Annotated in this window: 16 protein-coding genes; 6 read left to right on the top strand and 10 right to left on the bottom strand. The window is 33.9% G+C overall.

The annotated features are described in order from the left end of the window. Positions 1–28: 28 nt before the first annotated feature. Entirely contained in the window at positions 29–1,609 is a 1,581-nt protein-coding gene (locus ABS764_RS06935; protein WP_408081067.1) for a solute:sodium symporter family transporter, read from the top strand. A 39-nt stretch (positions 1,610–1,648) separates the two neighbouring features. Beyond that, positions 1,649–3,577, top strand: coding sequence for a glucosamine-6-phosphate deaminase (gene nagB, locus ABS764_RS06930; RefSeq protein ID WP_408081066.1), 1,929 nt, complete (start codon positions 1,649–1,651; stop codon positions 3,575–3,577). A gap of 269 nt (positions 3,578–3,846) precedes the next feature. Here the strand turns inward: nagB and ABS764_RS06925 are convergent, their stop codons facing one another. Next, the gene (locus ABS764_RS06925; RefSeq protein ID WP_408081065.1) at positions 3,847–4,704 is read right to left on the bottom strand and encodes a leucine-rich repeat domain-containing protein; all 858 of its coding nucleotides are present in this window, start codon (positions 4,702–4,704) and stop codon (positions 3,847–3,849) included. 179 nt (positions 4,705–4,883) lie between these two features. On the opposite strand from ABS764_RS06925, the gene ABS764_RS06920 reads away from it, so the two are divergent. Continuing rightward, positions 4,884–5,369, top strand: a complete 486-nt coding sequence (locus ABS764_RS06920) for a DUF1761 domain-containing protein (RefSeq protein ID WP_408081064.1) — start codon at positions 4,884–4,886, stop codon at positions 5,367–5,369. A gap of 46 nt (positions 5,370–5,415) precedes the next feature. On the opposite strand, the gene ABS764_RS06915 is transcribed toward ABS764_RS06920, so the two are convergent. Continuing rightward, entirely contained in the window at positions 5,416–5,694 is a 279-nt protein-coding gene (locus tag ABS764_RS06915) for a 4a-hydroxytetrahydrobiopterin dehydratase (protein WP_408081063.1), read from the bottom strand. Positions 5,695–5,791: 97 nt separating this feature from the next. Here ABS764_RS06915 and ABS764_RS06910 point away from each other — a divergent pair, with 97 nt between their 5' ends. Beyond that, positions 5,792–6,940: an 8-amino-7-oxononanoate synthase gene (locus tag ABS764_RS06910; protein WP_408081062.1), complete on the top strand. Its 1,149-nt coding sequence runs from the start codon at positions 5,792–5,794 to the stop codon at positions 6,938–6,940. Here the strand turns inward: ABS764_RS06910 and ABS764_RS06905 are convergent. Continuing rightward, positions 6,933–7,820, bottom strand: coding sequence for a diacylglycerol/lipid kinase family protein (locus tag ABS764_RS06905; RefSeq protein WP_408081061.1), 888 nt, complete (start codon positions 7,818–7,820; stop codon positions 6,933–6,935). The two genes, ABS764_RS06910 and ABS764_RS06905, sit on opposite strands and share 8 nt — an antisense overlap. 62 nt (positions 7,821–7,882) lie before the next feature. On the opposite strand from ABS764_RS06905, the gene ABS764_RS06900 reads away from it, so the two are divergent. Beyond that, complete coding sequence (locus tag ABS764_RS06900) at positions 7,883–8,848, top strand: App1 family protein (protein ID WP_408081060.1); 966 nt, start codon at positions 7,883–7,885, stop codon at positions 8,846–8,848. Between the two features lie 142 nt (positions 8,849–8,990). Here the strand turns inward: ABS764_RS06900 and ABS764_RS06895 are convergent, their stop codons facing one another. Beyond that, a complete protein-coding gene (locus ABS764_RS06895; protein ID WP_408081059.1) occupies positions 8,991–10,898 on the bottom strand; it encodes an ABC-F family ATP-binding cassette domain-containing protein in 1,908 nt (635 codons plus the stop codon). A 65-nt stretch (positions 10,899–10,963) separates the two neighbouring features. On the opposite strand from ABS764_RS06895, the gene ABS764_RS06890 reads away from it, so the two are divergent. Next, the gene (locus ABS764_RS06890) at positions 10,964–11,344 is read left to right on the top strand and encodes a DUF983 domain-containing protein (RefSeq protein ID WP_408081058.1); all 381 of its coding nucleotides are present in this window, start codon (positions 10,964–10,966) and stop codon (positions 11,342–11,344) included. A gap of 2 nt (positions 11,345–11,346) precedes the next feature. Here the strand turns inward: ABS764_RS06890 and ABS764_RS06885 are convergent, their stop codons facing one another. The 6 genes from ABS764_RS06885 to ABS764_RS06860 all read right to left on the bottom strand — a co-directional run bounded on the left by ABS764_RS06885 (position 11,347) and on the right by ABS764_RS06860 (position 18,507). Further along, on the bottom strand, positions 11,347–12,396 hold the full coding sequence (locus tag ABS764_RS06885) for an NAD(P)/FAD-dependent oxidoreductase (protein ID WP_408081057.1): 1,050 nt from the start codon (positions 12,394–12,396) through the stop codon (positions 11,347–11,349). A gap of 82 nt (positions 12,397–12,478) precedes the next feature. Then, positions 12,479–13,369 (bottom strand): type IX secretion system ring subunit PorN/GldN, encoded by an 891-nt coding sequence (gene porN / locus ABS764_RS06880; protein ID WP_408081056.1) that lies wholly within the window; start codon positions 13,367–13,369, stop codon positions 12,479–12,481. Positions 13,370–13,417: 48 nt separating this feature from the next. After that, positions 13,418–14,953 carry a type IX secretion system motor protein PorM/GldM gene (porM, locus tag ABS764_RS06875; RefSeq protein ID WP_408081055.1) on the bottom strand — a complete coding sequence of 512 codons (1,536 nt, stop codon included), beginning with the start codon at positions 14,951–14,953 and terminating at the stop codon, positions 13,418–13,420. A gap of 56 nt (positions 14,954–15,009) precedes the next feature. Then, positions 15,010–15,660, bottom strand: coding sequence for a type IX secretion system motor protein PorL/GldL (gene porL, locus ABS764_RS06870; RefSeq protein ID WP_408081054.1), 651 nt, complete (start codon positions 15,658–15,660; stop codon positions 15,010–15,012). 63 nt (positions 15,661–15,723) lie between these two features. Continuing rightward, the gene (gene porK / locus ABS764_RS06865; RefSeq protein WP_408081053.1) at positions 15,724–17,133 is read right to left on the bottom strand and encodes a T9SS ring complex lipoprotein PorK/GldK; all 1,410 of its coding nucleotides are present in this window, start codon (positions 17,131–17,133) and stop codon (positions 15,724–15,726) included. A 225-nt stretch (positions 17,134–17,358) separates the two neighbouring features. Then, entirely contained in the window at positions 17,359–18,507 is a 1,149-nt protein-coding gene (locus tag ABS764_RS06860; RefSeq protein WP_408081191.1) for a formimidoylglutamase, read from the bottom strand. Positions 18,508–18,557: the final 50 nt, after the last annotated feature.

Here is an 18,557-nt window from a genome sequence, read left to right as displayed (position 1 = left end):
TATCCTGTAAACTTAATATCCTTTTGAAATGTTATACACCTATTTAGGCTTTTTTGGATTCACGCTCCTAGTCATAATTTACACCAGTTACAAACTCCGAAAAGATAATCTTGACACTTCAAACGGCTATTTTCTGGCTGGAAAAAGTTTAACTGCTCCTATCATTGCCGGTTCGATGATACTGACAAATATTTCTACCGAACATTTAATTGGAATGAATGGGAGTTCATACAAAAACGGAATTATCGTTATTGCCTGGGAAGTTACCTCTGCAATAGCTTTAGTTATAGCTGCTATTTTTATAATTCCGCGGTTTATGAAAATGAAACTTACCACTATTCCTGAGTTTCTGGAAAAAAGATTTGATTCTCAAATTCGCTCTATCGTAGCTTTTTTATTAATGAGTTCTTTTGTAGTTACCTTATTGCCTATTGTTCTTTATTCAGGAGCTATTAATATTGAAAGCATTTTTGATTTCTCTGCGATATTTTCAATTTCAAAAGAACAATCTTTGGTTTACACGGTTTTAGTAATTGGTATCATTGGTTCAGCTTATGCTATTTTTGGAGGATTGAAAGCTGTAGCGTTTTCTGACACCCTTAACGGAGTTGGCTTAATGCTCGGCGGTTTATTAGTTCCCGCGATTGCTTTGTACCAAATTGGAAATGGGAATGTTTTTGAAGGTGTAAGTACCATTTATAACTTTGCTCCAAAAAAATTCGACATTATAGGAAGCGAAGATTCAGTATTGCCTTTTTCAACACTTTTTACAGGACTTATGATCAACCAGATTTATTTTTGGGGCATGAATCAAACCATTATTCAAAGAGCTTTTGGTGCTAAAAATTTAGTGGAAGCACAAAAAGGATTGATATACACCGGTGTTTTCAAATTATTTATGCCGCTGATTATTGTACTTCCCGGACTAATAGGTTATTATTATTTTCAGGAACAACATTATGACAAACCTGATTTAATTTACCCACTTTTAGTTAAAAAAGTTTTACCTACCTACCTGTATGGATTATTTGCAGCTGTAATTTTAGGAGCAGTACTAAGTACTTTTAACAGCGTATTAAATTCTGCAAGTACTATTTTTTGTATGGATATTTACAAAAAAAGTTTTAACAAAAACATATCAGACAAAAAACTGGTGTATTACGGGAAGATTTCATCGGTGGTGCTTGCTGTTTTATCTATTTCTGTAGCACCATTAGTGGCTTATGCTCCTTCGGGATTGTATTTTTTATTACAGGAGCTGAACGGAATCTTTTTTATTCCGATTTCTTCAATCCTCGTAGCCGGTTTATTTTTTAAGCAAATCAATGCTGTGGGTGCTAAAGCCGGATTATTTTTTGGTTTTGTTTTCTATATCTTAACCTCATTTGTATTCAAAATAGATATTCATTTTGTCCATTTATGGGGAATTGAATTTGTTTTAAACTTCATCATTATGTTTGTATTTTCAAAAATGTATGCAACTTCAAAATCAAACACAGAATACGAAGAAAATTTAGCTAATAATTACGAGAAATCCTGGTCAGGAATAAATATTGCAGGAAGCATTTTAGTGTTCCTGACTATCCTGATTTATATTTTACTGTCATAATAGATTTAATTCATTTTCAAAACACGAAAAAACATTACCATGATAAAAAGCAATATTGATAAAGCTACAGGATTTGAAAAACGATTTGAAAACATCAACACGGTAGTTTTTGAAAATTCGAAAACAGCTTCTGTAGCCGTTGCACAAGAAATTGCAGCATTAATCCGATTGAAACAACAGCAAAATAAATCTTGTGTTCTGGGACTTGCAACCGGATCATCTCCAAAGGGTTTATATGCTGAACTGGTAAGAATGCACAAAGAAGAAGGTCTTAGTTTCAGCAATGTAATTACCTTCAATCTGGATGAATACTATCCCATGGAACCGGATTCCATCAATAGCTATGTACGCTTTATGAAGGAATTATTATTAGATCAGGTAGATATTTTACCTGAAAACTATAATATCCCGGATGGTACTTTGTCTAAAGAAAAAATACAGGATTATTGTGCTCAGTATGAAGAAAAAATAGAAGCTTTGGGCGGAATCGATTTGCAAATTCTGGGAATCGGCGGAAATGGACATATTGGTTTTAACGAGTCGGGTTCTTTACAAAATTCAAAAACAAGATTAGTTGCCTTAGATCATATTACAAGAGTAGCTGCAAGTAAAGATTTCTCCGGATTAACTAATACACCAAGAACTGCTATAACTCTGGGAGTAAAAAAAATAATGGAAGCTAAACAGGTGATTTTAATGGCTTGGGGTGAAGGAAAATCAAATATTGTAAAAGCCTCTGCTGAAGGTACAGTGACCAATCAGATTCCGGCTTCTTTCTTGCAGGAACATGATAACGCTGTTTTTGTTTTAGATCAGGAAGCCGCTTCTAAATTAACCCGAATCAATACTCCGTGGCTAGTTGAGAAAATTGTCTGGACCGATCAATTAACCCGGAAAGCTGTTTTACGAATGGCTCTGGATCTTAAAAAACCCATTCTAAGACTTACCGATGCCGATTATATCGAAAACGGAATGAGTGATTTATTAGCTGATTCAGGTCCTGCTTACAACATTAACATCAATATTTTCAATAAATTACAGCATACCATTACCGGATGGCCCGGAGGAAAACCCAATGCCGATGACAGCAACAGACCGGAACGTGCGGAACCGGCCCGAAAAAGGGTGCTTATTTTTAGTCCGCATCCAGATGATGATATTATTAGCATGGGAGGAACTTTTATGCGTTTGCAGGAGCAGGGTCACGAAGTGCATGTAGCTTATCAGACTTCCGGAAACATCGCTGTAGCCGATAGCGAAGCCGAGAGATTTGCCCGTTTTGTATGCGATTATAATGAAAAATTCAATATAAGCAGTCCGGAAGCAGCTACCATTTACCGTAAGGCGCATGAGTTTCTTATCCATAAAAAAACAAGTCAAAAAGACATTTCTGAAGTAAGACATCTTAAAGGGCTTATTCGAAAAGGAGAAGCTCGCGCTACAGCTCATTTCGTGGGTTTAACTGACGATCAAATCCACTTTATGGACTTACCTTTTTATGAAACCGGAACTATTGAAAAGAAACCTTTAGGAGAAGCTGATATCCAACTAACAATGGATCTTATTGAAAAAATAAAACCACATCAGATTTTTGCTGCCGGTGATCTGGCCGATCCGCACGGAACACATAAAGTTTGCTTAGATGCCATTCTGGAAGCTGTAAAAAATCTTAAGTCTAAAGATTTTATGAAAGATTGTTGGCTTTGGCTTTATCGTGGTGCCTGGCAGGAATGGGGAATTGACGAAATAGAAATGGCTGTACCAATGAGCCCTGATCAGGTGTTGGCAAAAAGACACGGAATTTTTAAACATCAATCTCAAAAAGATGGTGTGGTATTCCAAGGTACAGATTCCAGAGAATTTTGGCAAAGAGCTGAAGACCGAAATAAAGAAACTGCTGAATTATATGATCAGCTTGGTTTATCAAATTATGCCGCAATGGAAGCCTTTGTAAGATGGAAATTTTAAAATAATACTCCATTTAGTTTTTACGAAAGCTGTGTGAATTTAGATAATTTGCACAGCTTTTAAAATAATATACTATATCGGTATTATTATTTTACAATGACACTTTCGATATAATTAGAATGTAAATGATTCTCAATAAAATTATAATTTAAAACTGCTTTCAGATATAAAAAAACCTGTGAAAATAATTTCACAGGTTCTCCTAAACACTAAACTTATTTTAAAACTAACTTAATAAAAAAAACAATTTCATAACCAAAAAAATTATTTTATTCTTCAGACACGATAGGTCTTTTATCCATTTCAACAGCAACATTCATAAGATACGCCACACCACTATCATTAATCATAGTCATATTAAGCGTATCCAACATGGCTAACTTTTTTGTCACCAGACCATTGAATTTATTATAAGAAATATTCATTTCTTTTAAATTATCTAATTTTTCTATCGACAGAGGCACTTGTCCCTGAAGATTATTCTCGAATAAACTAAAATTTGCTAACTGAGTCAGATTAGCAACATCCGGACTTAAAGTTCCGGTTAATTTATTACTGTTCAGCAACGCTACTTTTAGTGATTTCATTTGGTAAAAAGAAGACGGAATAACACCTTCAATTTCATTATTAAAAACAGCTAAAGTTTCCAGATTTTGTAAATCGCCTAAATTAGAAGGTAAATCGCCTGATAGCCGATTCATGTACAATTCTAATTTTCTTAATTGGTTTAAATTACATATTGAAGACGGAATAGCTTCTGATAAATTATTAAAAGATAAATCTAAAACTTTCAATTTCTTTAAATTTCCAAGACTATTAGGAATACTTCCTGAAAGCTTATTTTTATGCAGATTTAATTCTTCCAGACTTTGCAAATTCCCTAACTCTGCCGGAATGAATCCTACTAAGTTATTATCCTGTAAATCTAAAGCAATTACTTTGTCATTTATCACTTTAACACCTGACCAGGCAGTAACATCCTGAGATAAATCCCATTTTATTTTCCATTGACTACCATTTGTAGCCTCATACAATTTTATTAGAATTTCTTTGTCTGAAAGTGACACATTAGCCATCAGAGAAAATGAAGCAAAAAAGGCTAAGATTAAAGTAAAGATATTTTTCATATTTCCTGCTTTTGATATCGAGATTAAATATAACACAAAAAACGATTAAAGCACTAAAATAATCGACGAAATGCATATAAAAACAAAATAAAAAGGTATTAAACTTACAAATACACTCCTTTATTAAGGAAAAGAATTTTTATTTATATTTGAAATAACTAATCAAAACAAACAATTATATGGAAATTAATTTCTTAGCACTATTTGTAGCTGCTTTATCAACACTAGTCGTTGGGTTTATCTGGTATAATCCAAAAGTATTTGGAACCCTGTGGATGAAGGAATCCGGTTTGACAGAAGAAAAAATGAAAGGAGCCAATATGCCTTTAATTTTTATCATGGCAGTTTTTTTTGCATTTCTGATTGCAATGGTTTTACAATTTTTAACCATTCATCAATGGGGTGCTTTTGGTATGATTGGCGGTGGAGCTGCCGCAGACATTAAACCTTCATACGCTGCTTTCATGAATGATTATGGCACTGCATTCCGTACTTTTAAACACGGAGCCTTACATGGTTTCCTGACTGGTTTGTTTCTTGCTTTCCCTATGATTGCAACCAATGCCTTATTTGAACGAAAAAGCTGGAAATATACTTTTATAAATGGTGGTTATTGGATTATCTGTTTCATAATTATGGGTGGGATTATTTGTGCCTGGCAATAAAAAACAAAAAACTTCTCTGTGTTAGCAGCAGAGAAGTTTTTTTGCTTTAAAATAATTTTTCTATGGCTTTAGCCAAATCAAAATCTTTCTCTGTAACCCCTTTAGCATCATGAGTTGACAATCGGATATTAACTTTATTATATACATTAAATAATTCAGGATGATGATTTTTAGTTTCTGCCAGCACTCCCACCTGAACGATAAAAGCTAATGCCTGGTTAAAATTTTTGAACTCAAATTTCTTTTCGATTCCGTCATTCTCAAAAATCCAGTCCTTTAGTTCCGACAGAAAAGATTGTGCTGTTATTTTATCATAAATTTTCATACGCCTGTTTTTTTATTATAAACTTAGTTAATTTTGAGGTTTTAGACTAACTCTTTCACTTAAAATAGTATCTTCGACGCTATTAATTCCGCAGCATTTGAAATCAGATTTTTCATTTAAAATATACAATACTGTTGATGCACTCAGCACGCAATGGGATCTTTTGGCAGCGAAAAACATTTTCCTTAGCAGAGATTATTTAAAGACTTTAGAAACTGCTGCTCCGGAGAACATGACTTGTCATTTTATCGCTCTATTCCATAATGAAAAGAATATTGGAATTGCGATTTCTCAATTTTTAGACTTAAGCAAAATCCCTTCTTTTGGAGACCGAGATAGTTGCCTGAGAACAAAAATCAGAAATTTTGTTTTTAAAAGAGTGGGCTCAAAAGTACTTATTATAGGTAATAATATGCTGACCGGACAAAACGGAATTGCATTTGATAAAGAAACAGATTTAACTACGGTCATAACTCTATTAAAACAAGCCACGGATTCTTTAGAAAAATACTTTATCAGGCAGGGTAATAAACCGCATCTTACTATTTTTAAAGATTTTTCAGAAACTGAAATTAAAGATTTTAATATTCCTGTCTTTCGTTCTTTTTACAGGTTCTCCACGCAACCTAACATGATCTTTAACATTAAGGACTCCTGGCATTCTTTTGATAATTATATTGCAGATTTAAGCAAAAAATACCGGGATCAATATAAGAGAGCTCAGAAAAAATCATCTGATATTACCAAACAAAAAATGAGTCTTAATGACATTATTCATCATAACCGACGCATCCATCAACTCTATCTGAATGTGGCTCAAAAAGCTGCTTTTAATACTTTTTATCTGGGTGAACATCATTTTGAAACCTTCAAAAAAAACTTAAAAGACAAGTTTTTATTTTACGGATATTTTAGTGATGACAAATTAATAGGTTTCAACACCCTAATTAAAAATGGTGACGATATAGATACTTATTTTCTAGGATATGATGACACATGCCAAAAAGAAAAAATGCTGTATTTAAACATGCTTTATGATATGATAGGATACTCTGTCAATAAAAAATACAGTCGGATTATTTTTGCCAGAACAGCATTAGAGATAAAAAGTTCTGTGGGTGCCAAAGCGGTTCCCATGTATGGACTTATCAGACATAATAACCCTATTCTTAATCTGTTTGTTTCTAAAAGTTTTAGTTATTTTGAGCCAAAGATAGAATGGCAGGAACGAAATCCTTTCAAGTAACTGCGGTTTTTAAAATAGCCACTTTCAGTTTTTTAGTTGAAATAGCAATCTTCAATTGTGTTTCTTTGTTACAGTATTCTCCGTCTATTTGAAAACTTGTTGGCTTATTAATAGAAATCATTGCTTTATCAGTAGAAATAACGGTTACATGTCCGGATGAGATGGGTATTTTACCCATAACTATTTTAAAAAAAACACTAAAAGTAATCTTCCTTAAAATAATTAATTCAAACTTTCCATCACTCATAATTCCTATAGGATTGATGACAACCCCTGTTCCGTATTTCTGGGAATTAGCAATAACAATCATTTGGGCTTTAGTTTCAATCAATTGTTCATCATTTTTTATACTTACGTGAAAAGATTTTCCGGCATTCATCAAGGTTTTAAATATTTGCAGCGCATAACCTACTTTCCCTCTGACAGCACTTTTTTCATAATTTTTAATTAAATCAGCATTTAGTCCTAAATCACTCAAATGGATACACATTTTATCATTAATCATGATGTAATCTATCTCTACAAAACTATCTTCAAAGGCTATCGCTATATTCTCTTCCTGAGTTTTTGTCAGTCCCAAATCCGTTGCTAAACCGTTTGCAGATCCTACCGGTAAAATTCCAAAAATCACATCGTATTGTTCTAACGCTTCGGCTACCAGCTTTATGGTTCCGTCCCCTCCGGCTATAATGACCCGTTCCGGATGAAATTGCTGATAATAGTCTCTCAATTTTTCCAAATCATCAATTCCGGTCGTTTCAAAACAATACAAATTGATATTCAGATATTTTGCATAATGCGATACCTGATCAATAAGGCCAGCTTTATTAACACCTCCCGAAATGGGATTAACAACCATTATCACATTTTTTTTTGACATTTTGCTTTATTTTATGCTTAAAAATAAGTAATTTGGAGTACAATACAAAAGAAACACTATAAATGAAACCCATTTTAAAATTATATCGCGGTTATGCCAATGATCAGGAATTAATTGTAATGGGACATGTATTCCTGCCCACAAAAGGCGAAGATTATGACTTTCAGGATAAACATTTTAAAAATGCAAGTTCTATTATAGGAATGTATCGAATGAAAACCTGGTCTAATGCCGATATTTATTTAACACATAATAATACCGTTATTCATACCAAGACACTAGGTGACGGTTATTTTAAATTCTGTATTCCGCTTGCCGAAGATGAATATGGATGGGTTAAATATCAGGTAAGTCTTAATTATAAAAAAGAAACAATTACCGCAAAAGACAGCTATATTCGTCCCAAAATCGACCATCTAGGAATCATATCTGATATTGATGATACTTTTTTAGTTTCTTATACCATGAATCCTCTAAAAAAATTATATAACTTATTATTTCATAATATCAACAGACGTAAAATTTTTGAAGATGTAACGGCGCACTATCAGGCATTAAGTGAGGCGGGCAGAAAGCAAAATGGAGAATTAAATACTTTCTTTTATGTTTCCAGCAGTGAATGGAATTTGTACCGTTTCATTGTAAAATTCACTGAAATCCATAATTTACCCAAAGCTGTTTTATTATTAAAAGACATTAAAACCAGTTTGTCACAATTTTTCTGGACCGGCAGAGGCGGTCACAATCATAAATTTGAAAAAATCAAACATATTTTGGAATTTTACCCTAATTTAAAATATGTTCTTATAGGTGATGATTCTCAGGAAGATCCTTTTTTGTATGAAGCTATTGCCAAGATTTTCCCTTTAACGATTCAGGCAATCTACATTAGACAAACAAGCAAACGCAAAAAACAAAAAGTGATTAATACGCTTAAAAATCTCGAAAGTCTTAAAGTAGAAGTTTGTTATTTTAAGAAAAGTAAAGAAGCGATTGCGCATTCTAAAAGAATAGGATTGATCCAGTAAAATTTTAAAACCATATAGCTCCGCAAAATCTCCAACTTTAAAAATATTTTAATCTATTCTGTCACAGAAAAATTAGTCGGTTAAAACCTAAAATTACAGTCATAAAGTTACAAACCCTGCGGAGCTTAGGAAATAAATCCTACTACAAATTATCAATCTCTTCCTGAACGATTTCCCAATCTAATAATAATTGATCTAAATCGGCTTTCTTTTTATTGTATGCTTTAAAAAAGGCAGCGTCTTCAATATGTTTATCATAATTGGAAGCCAGCATTTTATCATCGTGCTGAATGTCTTTTTCTAAATGACTAATTTGGCTTTCAATTTTACTCAAACGGTTTTGCAAGGTCTTCCCTTTTTTCTGATCTTCGTAGGAGACTTTTTTATTTTCTTTAGGAGCGGCCGTTTTAACCACTTCTTTTTTCTCTACTTCACGCATATTTTCCATATTACGCTGTTCCAGGAAAAAGTTGATATCGCCTAAATATTCTTTTATTTTTTGGTCTTTGAATTCGTAAACAATATTAGACATGCCCTGAAGAAAATCCCTGTCGTGAGAAACCAATAATAAAGTTCCTCCAAACTTTTGTAAAGCCGCTTTCAACACGTTTTTAGACTTAATATCCAAGTGGTTGGTAGGCTCATCCATTAGCAACACATTGATAGGCTGCAACAACAGTTTACACAAAGCCAAACGGTTTCTCTCCCCTCCTGAAAGTACTTTTACCTTTTTCTCTACATCGTCTCCACGAAACAGAAACGAACCTAACATATCGCGCACTTTTGAACGATTCGTATCCAATGCAGCATCTTCCATCGTTTGCAACAATGTAATTTCGCCATCTAAATATTCGGCTTGATTTTGAGCAAAATACCCCAACTGAACATTGTGCCCTAATTTGATTGTTCCATCGTATTCAAATTCATTCACCAATGCTTTGATAAAAGTAGATTTTCCCTGACCATTTTGCCCCACAAAAGCAATTTTACTGCCTCGTTCTACCAGTAAAGAAATGTCTTTTAAAATCGTTTTGTCACCGTAAGCTTTAGTCACGTTTTCAGCTTCAATAACAACTTTTCCGGGCTCTTTAGAAACCGGAAACGAAATATTCATCACTGAATTATCGTCTTCATCGACTTCGATACGCTCAACCTTATCCAATTTTTTAATTAAGGATTGTGCCATCGAAGATTTGGTCGCACTATAACGGAATCTGTCAATCAGTTTTTGAGTTTCTTCAATTTTTTTAGCCTGATTTTTTTGAGTAGCCAATTGCTTTTCACGAAGTTCCTGACGCAATTCTAAATATTGCGAGTAAGGTTTATTGAAGTCATAAGCCTTGCCTAAGGAAATTTCAATGGTTCTGTTGGTTACATTATCCAAGAACATTTTGTCATGCGAAACAATCACCACTACTCCGGGATAATTGCGAAGGAAATTTTCTAACCAGATAATACTTTCAATATCCAGGTGGTTGGTAGGCTCATCCAGCAACAACACATCATTATTTTGCAATAATAATTTGGCCAATTCAATACGCATTCGCCATCCTCCCGAAAAAGTTTCCGTTTGATTGTCAAAAACCTCTCTCTTGAAACCTAAACCTAACAGAATTTTTTCGGTATCCCCTACATAATTATAACCGCCTAGCAATTCAAAGCGATGCGTATAATCAGATAAGTCTTCGATTATTTTAGTATATTCCTCACTTTCATAATCGGTTCGGGTAACCAACTGATGATTGATTTCATCCAGCTTTTTCTCTACAATTTTAATTTCTGTAAAAGCTTCGTAGGCTTCTTCAAGCACTGTTCTTCCTCTTTCAAAATCAATATCCTGACGCAGGAATCCCATTCGGATGTCTTTTTCCTGAGAAATCACACCTGAATCAGGCTTGAAATCACCAGCTAACATTTTTAGCATGGTTGATTTTCCTGCACCATTTTTTCCGACTAAACCAACTCTGTCTCCGGCTCCCAATCGGAAAGTTACTTCTTCAAACAAATAAGTACCTCCAAACGAAACCGATAAATTGTGTATATTAAGCATATATTGTGACTAATGTTACATGGGTACTTTCTATAAAAATGTACCTTTGATAAAAATTTTTGCAAATGTTAAAAAAAGGATCCAAACTAAATAGTATTTTAACAGGAACTTGTCCTAAATGTCAAAATGAGAGCATGTATGTAGATAAAAATCCGTTTCATTTGGCTAATGTTTTAAAAATGAATACCAAATGTTCACATTGCGGTCTGACGTATCAAATTGAACCTTCCTTCTTTTATGGAGCTATGTATGTAAGTTATGGTGTGAATGTAGCCATAGGAATTGCAGCTTTCATTGTTTCTTATTTATTTTTTAATACCAGCTTAAAAACATCATTTATTGCCATCCTAGCAACCCTTATTATTCTGGGACCGCTGGTATTAAGATGGTCAAGAAATATATACATCAATATGTTTGTACATTACGATCCGAATTTTAAAGCCTGAAATTATCTTTTACGTTTTTCAAATCGGTTTATATTGATTTCTTTTTCCAAAGGAATTCCATATTCAATATTTTCGAATAATGCTTTGGCCATTGCCGGTCCGAGCATTACACCACGAGTTCCTAAACCGTTTAAAAGATGAATGGATTCATAATCAGTATGTGTTCCCACTAATGGTCTTCTGTCTTTTACTGTTGGACGAACGCCAGCAAAATGAGAAATAATTTCGAATTCGCAATTGATAATTTCCTTTATCCGATCTACTAATTCCTGTTTTCCTTCTTCAGTAGGCAAATCGGTTTTGTCTTTCCAATTGTAAGTAGCACCCACTTTAAATAATCCATCACCCAGCGGAAGAATAAACACAGAGGTATTTATAATGACATCTAAATCCAGATTAGGAGCTTTGATAATAAAAAGTTCACCTTTAGTTCCATCCAAAGGCAAATGACTGAAATAAGGATTAGCATGCATCCCAAAACCTTCAGCAAAAATAATGTGTTTTGCTTCAATATTTTTATAACGAATACTATCTGATAAAACTTCCAGAGCTTCATAATCAAACGATTCCAGCAGCATCAGTGATTCCTGTAAAAGATATTTTTTATAATTTTCTAATAAGGCTGCAGTATCTACATAACCCGTATGCAAAACCTCACCATAATGGAACGGAGAATCTATTCCTGAATATTTTTTTGTAACAATTGAAGTAGATAAAAAAGGAGCCAAAGCAGGTTTATCTGAAGCAGCAAACCAATTATTCTGTTCTTCGACAGAAAAGAATTTACGTAATATAGGCTTTTTAAAATCAACCTTAATCTGAAGTTTTTGCTCTAAATCAGCATAAAACTGATTCATCACAAGCAGTTGTTCCCGTGCCTGCCAGACTTCGCTGAAGCGCTTTAAAATAACCGGATTGTACAAACCTCCTGCAATTTTAGAAGAATTTTGAGAATCATTGTCCACTACCAAAATACTTTTAGCATTTGCTAATGCCATTTCAGAAAATGAAATTCCGGCTAATCCACATCCTACAATTAAATAATCAACCATACTTTTTAAATAAAACGCAAAAATACAGAAAACAAAAAACTCTTACCATCAGGTAAGAGTTTTTGTAAAAATATCATTGAAATTAATAATTCCACATATCCGATTCAAAATCACGGATTTTTTCTTTCACACGTTCAGCTTCCAGCAATTGGTTTTGAGCATTATCTTTCATATACTCTTTAATTTCTCTATCGCCATAAACGTTTTCTTCTTTGTAAATTACACTATTAAAACGTCTTGAATTTAATATTTGGTCAAAAGAAATAGGCATGGCCGAGTTTTTATTATTAAAAGCTTTAGCTTCATGCAAAACCTCTCTGGCATCAGGATAAAAAATCCAGAACAATTCAATATAATCCTTCTCGTCACTATTCATCGTGTACACATCCGGAGTAACCGGGCAAATAGCAAGTAAGCGGTATTTTAATTCGCTTTGACGCTTGTCGAAATACCAGAATCCTTTAATCTTGTATTGCGTTACATCCTGAGCTGTTAAATCAGATCTCAAAACATATTCTTCAGAAACAGTCTGACCGGCATTTATTTGTTCCCGACCGGCATCCGTAGTATCTATTCTGCTTAATGAAGCCTGAATATCTTTATAGGTCTTTTTTGTATTAAAATAACTATCAGAATACACTTCAGTTATCATTTCTTCTTTAATTGCCCGCGTTAAAACATCATATAGCGAACGTCTGTTTGAACCAATATTAGCGGTATCCACAGGGAAATAAAGAGGGAAATTAATTTTCTCACTCAAATCAATAATTTCCCATACCATTTTACCCATTAATACATCTCTATCATGAACATAACCATAAGTCAGAGGCTTATCATTATCTGAAATAAGTTGTGCAGGAGTCTTAAGACCAATTTCCTCCGGAATCTTAGCATTCAGTAAATTAGACTGAGCATAAGTAGCTATTCCTCCCAACAAAGAGATTGCAATTATCAAAAAATTTCTCATATTCATCATAGTGTCATTAATAAGAATTGACGCGTACCGCTATTGGTAAAACGTTTATTGAATTTCAAAAATAACCGGAGCTGTTCTTGGCAATAAATAATTACCTGCACCTACCAGTTTTGTTTTTATTTCAGAAATAGTAACCTGATCGCCTCTTCCCGCTTTAGAGAGAACTGCTTTGCATTGCGCATTTAATTTATTACCCTGAACAACCACTGTAGGCTGACCGGTAATTTTTAAATTAAATCCAACAACATCCAGATTTACATCAAAATCAAAATCTTCTAATTTAGCTCCAATAGTAGCAATTTCAAGATTCGATTTAGGCCCTTTTACCACACCTGTTTCTCCTCTGATGGTACCTGTTGGACCAGGGATTCCTTTGATTCTGAATACTTTTTTGTCAGAAGCCACTTTTCCGTCTGACATTTTACCAGAAACGTTAATTACCACTTCGTTTCCTCCTTGCGGATTCATCACGTATTTTCCGTTTCCAACTTTAGACAAACCCGGAGCTGAAGCATTCACATCTTTATCTGAAATACCTGCAAACGAAATAGAGATTGGATTAGAAACCCCTCTATATACTACATTCATTTTATCAGCAGAAATAGTAGCTGAATTAGGCCTTGGAACTACCACATACTTTCCGGAGAATTTTAATGGAACTGTTTTTCCATCTTCCACAAAAGTAAATTGACCTCCAATAGTCTGCTCACCAACTCCACCAGCTGTCAAAGAAATAACTGCCTGACCATTAACAATTTTACCAGGTCCTGAAAAAGAGGTTGGCTTAGTATTTTCGTCATAACGCCCTAAAACTACTTTTCCAGTAACCGCTTCTCCCTGAAAATAAGCATTCTTATCCAAAACAACAATAGCCTGATAATTGCTATAAGAAGCCGCCGCTACTGCCGCTTTTCCTAAAGCTGCACTATACACATCAGATTCTGCTTTATTGATATCATTTTGCCATGCTGATAATTTTGCAACCGTAGCAATGGCAGGAAAATCTTTAAAATGGTACGATAAAAATTTTATAGCAATACCTTCTTTGTTTTTAACATCAGAAACATCAAATTTTGTTTCAATTTCATTCACAATAGCAGCATACTTTTTATCAGCTAAAGCTGCTTTCATATCTACTTTATATTGATTGATGGCGGCTATAATCTCATTACCTTTTTTATCATAACCTTCTCCGGTAAACCAATCTGCGATATTATCGCCTTTATCCATTTCTTCATAAGGCAGTTTTCCGGTTTCAGGATCTACTTCATAACCTTTAGTTGCCTGCTCTTTTAAAGAAGCAATGTAATTATAAAAATTATCTGTTATTGCTTTTACTTTGTGAGCTGTTACTGATGCTGCAGCAAATTCTCCTTTAGCTTCAGCTGCTTTAGCATCCAATGCGCCTAACATTTGTTCGTTAGACAGTTTTGAGTTTTGATTAGAACTTTCAAATTTTTCGTTCATTAATCCAAAACCTGATATTACTTCTTTTGAAACATTCATTGCCAACATAGCGATGAAAACCAAATACATCAGGTTAATCATCTTCTGTCTAGGGGTTAGTTTTCCTCCTGCCATATTTTCTAATAATTAGGTGTAGTAATTTTTTTCAATATCTATTTTCTGACTAATTATTATCCTTTATTATTCATTGCAGAAAGCATACCTCCATAAACATTATTCAATGAAGAAATGTTAGCTGTCATCGATTGCATTTGTTCTTTTAATTTAGATGCATTTTCAGCAATTTCTTTATTAGCCTCGGCATTTCGGGATGCACTTTCTAATTGTACTTTGTACAAACTGTTTAAAGCTTCCATTTGTGCAGCAGCCATAGACAATTCATCACTGTATTTTTTTGTAGCAGCAATTCCGTCAGCAGCAGGAGCAATACCTTTAGCAGCCGATTCGAAATTTTTGATACTATTTCCTAAACTTGCCATTAATTCACCATCGATTTTAGCATCTTTTAGTAAATTATCTAATTTTTGAGATAATAATCCCTGAGCTTCAGATGGAGATTCTGTTTTTTGTCTTTTATTGGCATTCGGTGTTCCATTCGCTAATTCAGGATAAACTAAAGTCCAATCCAATTCATCATCTACAGGTTCAAAAGCAGAAAGTGCAAAAATAAATGCCTCAGTTAATAAACCGATAGAAAGCATTAACGTACCTGTTAATGGTCCTATTTCGAAATGTGTAATTTTAAAAAGAGCTCCAACAATTACAACTGCTGCTCCCATTCCGTAAGCAAAATTCATTGCTTTTTTACCTAATAATGCCATAATCTTAAGTTTTTTTTAGTTAGTGTAGGTGTTATTTATTAATAAATTAAAGGGGTATTCTAATTATCTTGTTTTTCCTGCGCCGCTGCCAGTTCCTGTAGTCTGAACTCCCATATAATCCTGAACTGTTCTAAAGCCAATAAAACTTCTGGCTGAATCAGCATATTCAAAATCTCTGGTACCTACCTGAAGGAAATAAGCAACATCTTTCCACGAACCACCACGGACTACTTTTCGTTTATTTGAAGCATCCAAAACATTTGGGTTCATAGTAGAAACATATTCGTATGCATTTGGGTCATAAGAAGAGTCCGTCCATTCCGACACATTCCCTGCCATGTTGTAAAGATTATAACCATTAGGTTCATAAGATTTAGCTTCAACAGTATACAAAGCCTGATCTGCTGCATAATCTCCTCTGTTAGGCTTAAAGTTAGCTAAGAAACAACCTCTGTCATTTTTAGTATAAGGACCTCCCCAAGGATAAGTAGCTGATTCCAGACCACCTCTTGCAGCATATTCCCATTCAGCCTCTGTTGGTAATCTAAAAGAATTAATCAGGTCGCGACCACTCTTTTTAGATTTAATATAGGTGTTTTTATTTAGAGTTCTCCAGGCACAAAAAGCTTTAGCCTGTGTCCATTTTACTCCTACTACAGGATAATCGCCATACGCTTTATGCCAGAAATATTCATTATGCATTGGCTCATTGTACGAATAAGTAAAATCTTTAATCCAAACTGTGGTATCCGGATATACTTTTACTTCTTCATTTCTTATAAAATCTTTTCTTTTACCCACTTTCGCTTTTGCAGCAGCCTGAATATCCATCCAAGAGTAACGGAATTTCAGTTTATCAACATCAATAGGTCGTTCACCGTTATATGCTTCTTCAATTGGAATATACATCGAATCCATAACCTCAGTGTAATATTCATCAGGATACAACTTGGGATCCTTAATTAGTTTGATATTTCTGTTCAGTCTTCTACCGGCATACGGATCTTCATCAGTCCCTATACTATAATAATTATCATACATATATTTATCATAGGCTGTCATCTTCTCCGGATCTGCATCATTAAATGCAAAGTCTCCAATGCTTCCTGCTCTTTTTCCCTTACCATCACCAGGTTTAGCCCCGGTATCATCGGCTAAAATGGCTAATTTCATTCGTATAGTAGAATCTTTTACCCATTCTACAAACTGACGGTATTCACTATTTGTAATTTCAGTTTCATCCATATAAAAGGAACGAACAGTAACTGTCTTTGTCTGAGCATCCTGTACACCTGCTATATCCTCATCAGATTTACCCATGATATAGGCTCCACCTGGAACCAAAGCCATACCGTAAGGTTTCTCCGGATGCCATTTTGCACCTTTAACACCGACTAATTCTCCTTTATCACTAGATTTACCACAGCTTACTAAAAGTGACAAAATTGCCATAAACGCAATGAACTTCTTCATATAAATTCGGGTTATATATTCTTTATTTTTTAAGTGTGTAAACGTATTTATTATTTATTAATAAAACAATATTTTTTTTCTTTAATTAAATCCTTAACCAAAAGTAAAGTTAAATAAATTATAAAAAAAATATTTTATCGACAAAACGCAAAAAAATACGATTAAAAACACATTTGTCCGACGAAACGTATCTTTTTAATTGCAAAAAACACAGAAAAAACCTTTTTAAAGCACATTTTTTCTCTGCGCCTTCCACCATCTTTCCGGCAATTCCTGATTACAGGCTCCTAAATATTCTTCATAGGAACAAGGTAATAACGTATTTCGTTTTAATTTATTATTACCATCAGTAACAAAAGGGATTTCTATCCACCAACGGTCGGTTTTATCACTTTTGTAAAACACTAAAGTCTCCTCCTCAATAGGCACGCTGTATTTTATATAATTTTCTCTGCTCCCAAAAGGATACTCATGAGAACGATAATGAAATCCTTCAATAAAATACCAGATAATTTGTGTAATTAAAACAGATTCCTGAGGTGAATTGTGGTGATTAAATACCCCAAATACAGAAACCTTATCACTGATTCCTGCATATCTTGCTAAGGCACATATTTCTTTTCCGTTAAATCCATTAGGAGCAAAAGAGGTAAAATTTCCTGAATCTGATGATTTTACGGCATTCAAATCCAAACTAACAATATCGGCATCTCTGAAAACAGGTTCTGCAATTGCAATATTATTTGAAACTTCCCCTAAACGATAGGCATCAAAAAATAATTTTTCAATTAAATCAATTTCCTCCTGAGAGTTATAGTAGGTCTGATAACCAATATTACAAAAATTAAACAGGTTATTAGGCTCATCAATAATCATTTGAGACAAATAGGAATTAGCAGACATGAGTTCCTCTTCTTTGCCAAAATCAAATTTACTGTCAATAGCGACTAAATTTACCATTTGTTCCAGTTCATCATAAGCACGATACATACTGTATGTCAAATCCTGACTACCTCCGATAATAACAGGTATGATTTTTCTTTTAATCAGATCAGAAGCTACTTTTCGTAAAGCAAAATAAGTATCTTCTTTAGAATTTCCCGGTAAAATATCACCCAAATCAGCAATACCGGCATGCCAGTTACCCGGAAACATACTATAAAATTCCTTTCTGAAAACTGATGAATCAACAAAATTCTCAGCATTACCACCTCTGTTTTCAGCAACAGCTATTAAAGCTATTTTTATTGTATCTAAATCCGGAAATTCATCTTTAGTATGAAAAACCACTTTACTGCCCAGTTGTTGAGAACTTAACGATTGTATCCATCGAAGTATATTATCATTTATTGGCTCCAGAAAATCAAATCCCATCATAATAATTTATGCTTAACTTTTTACTTCCTAAGAATAACAGGAAAGCT

The sequence above is a fragment of the Flavobacterium plantiphilum genome (assembly GCF_046000495.1).
Taxonomy (GTDB): Bacteria; Bacteroidota; Bacteroidia; order Flavobacteriales; family Flavobacteriaceae; genus Flavobacterium; species Flavobacterium plantiphilum.
This window is presented reverse-complemented; position numbering and strand designations above follow the sequence as displayed.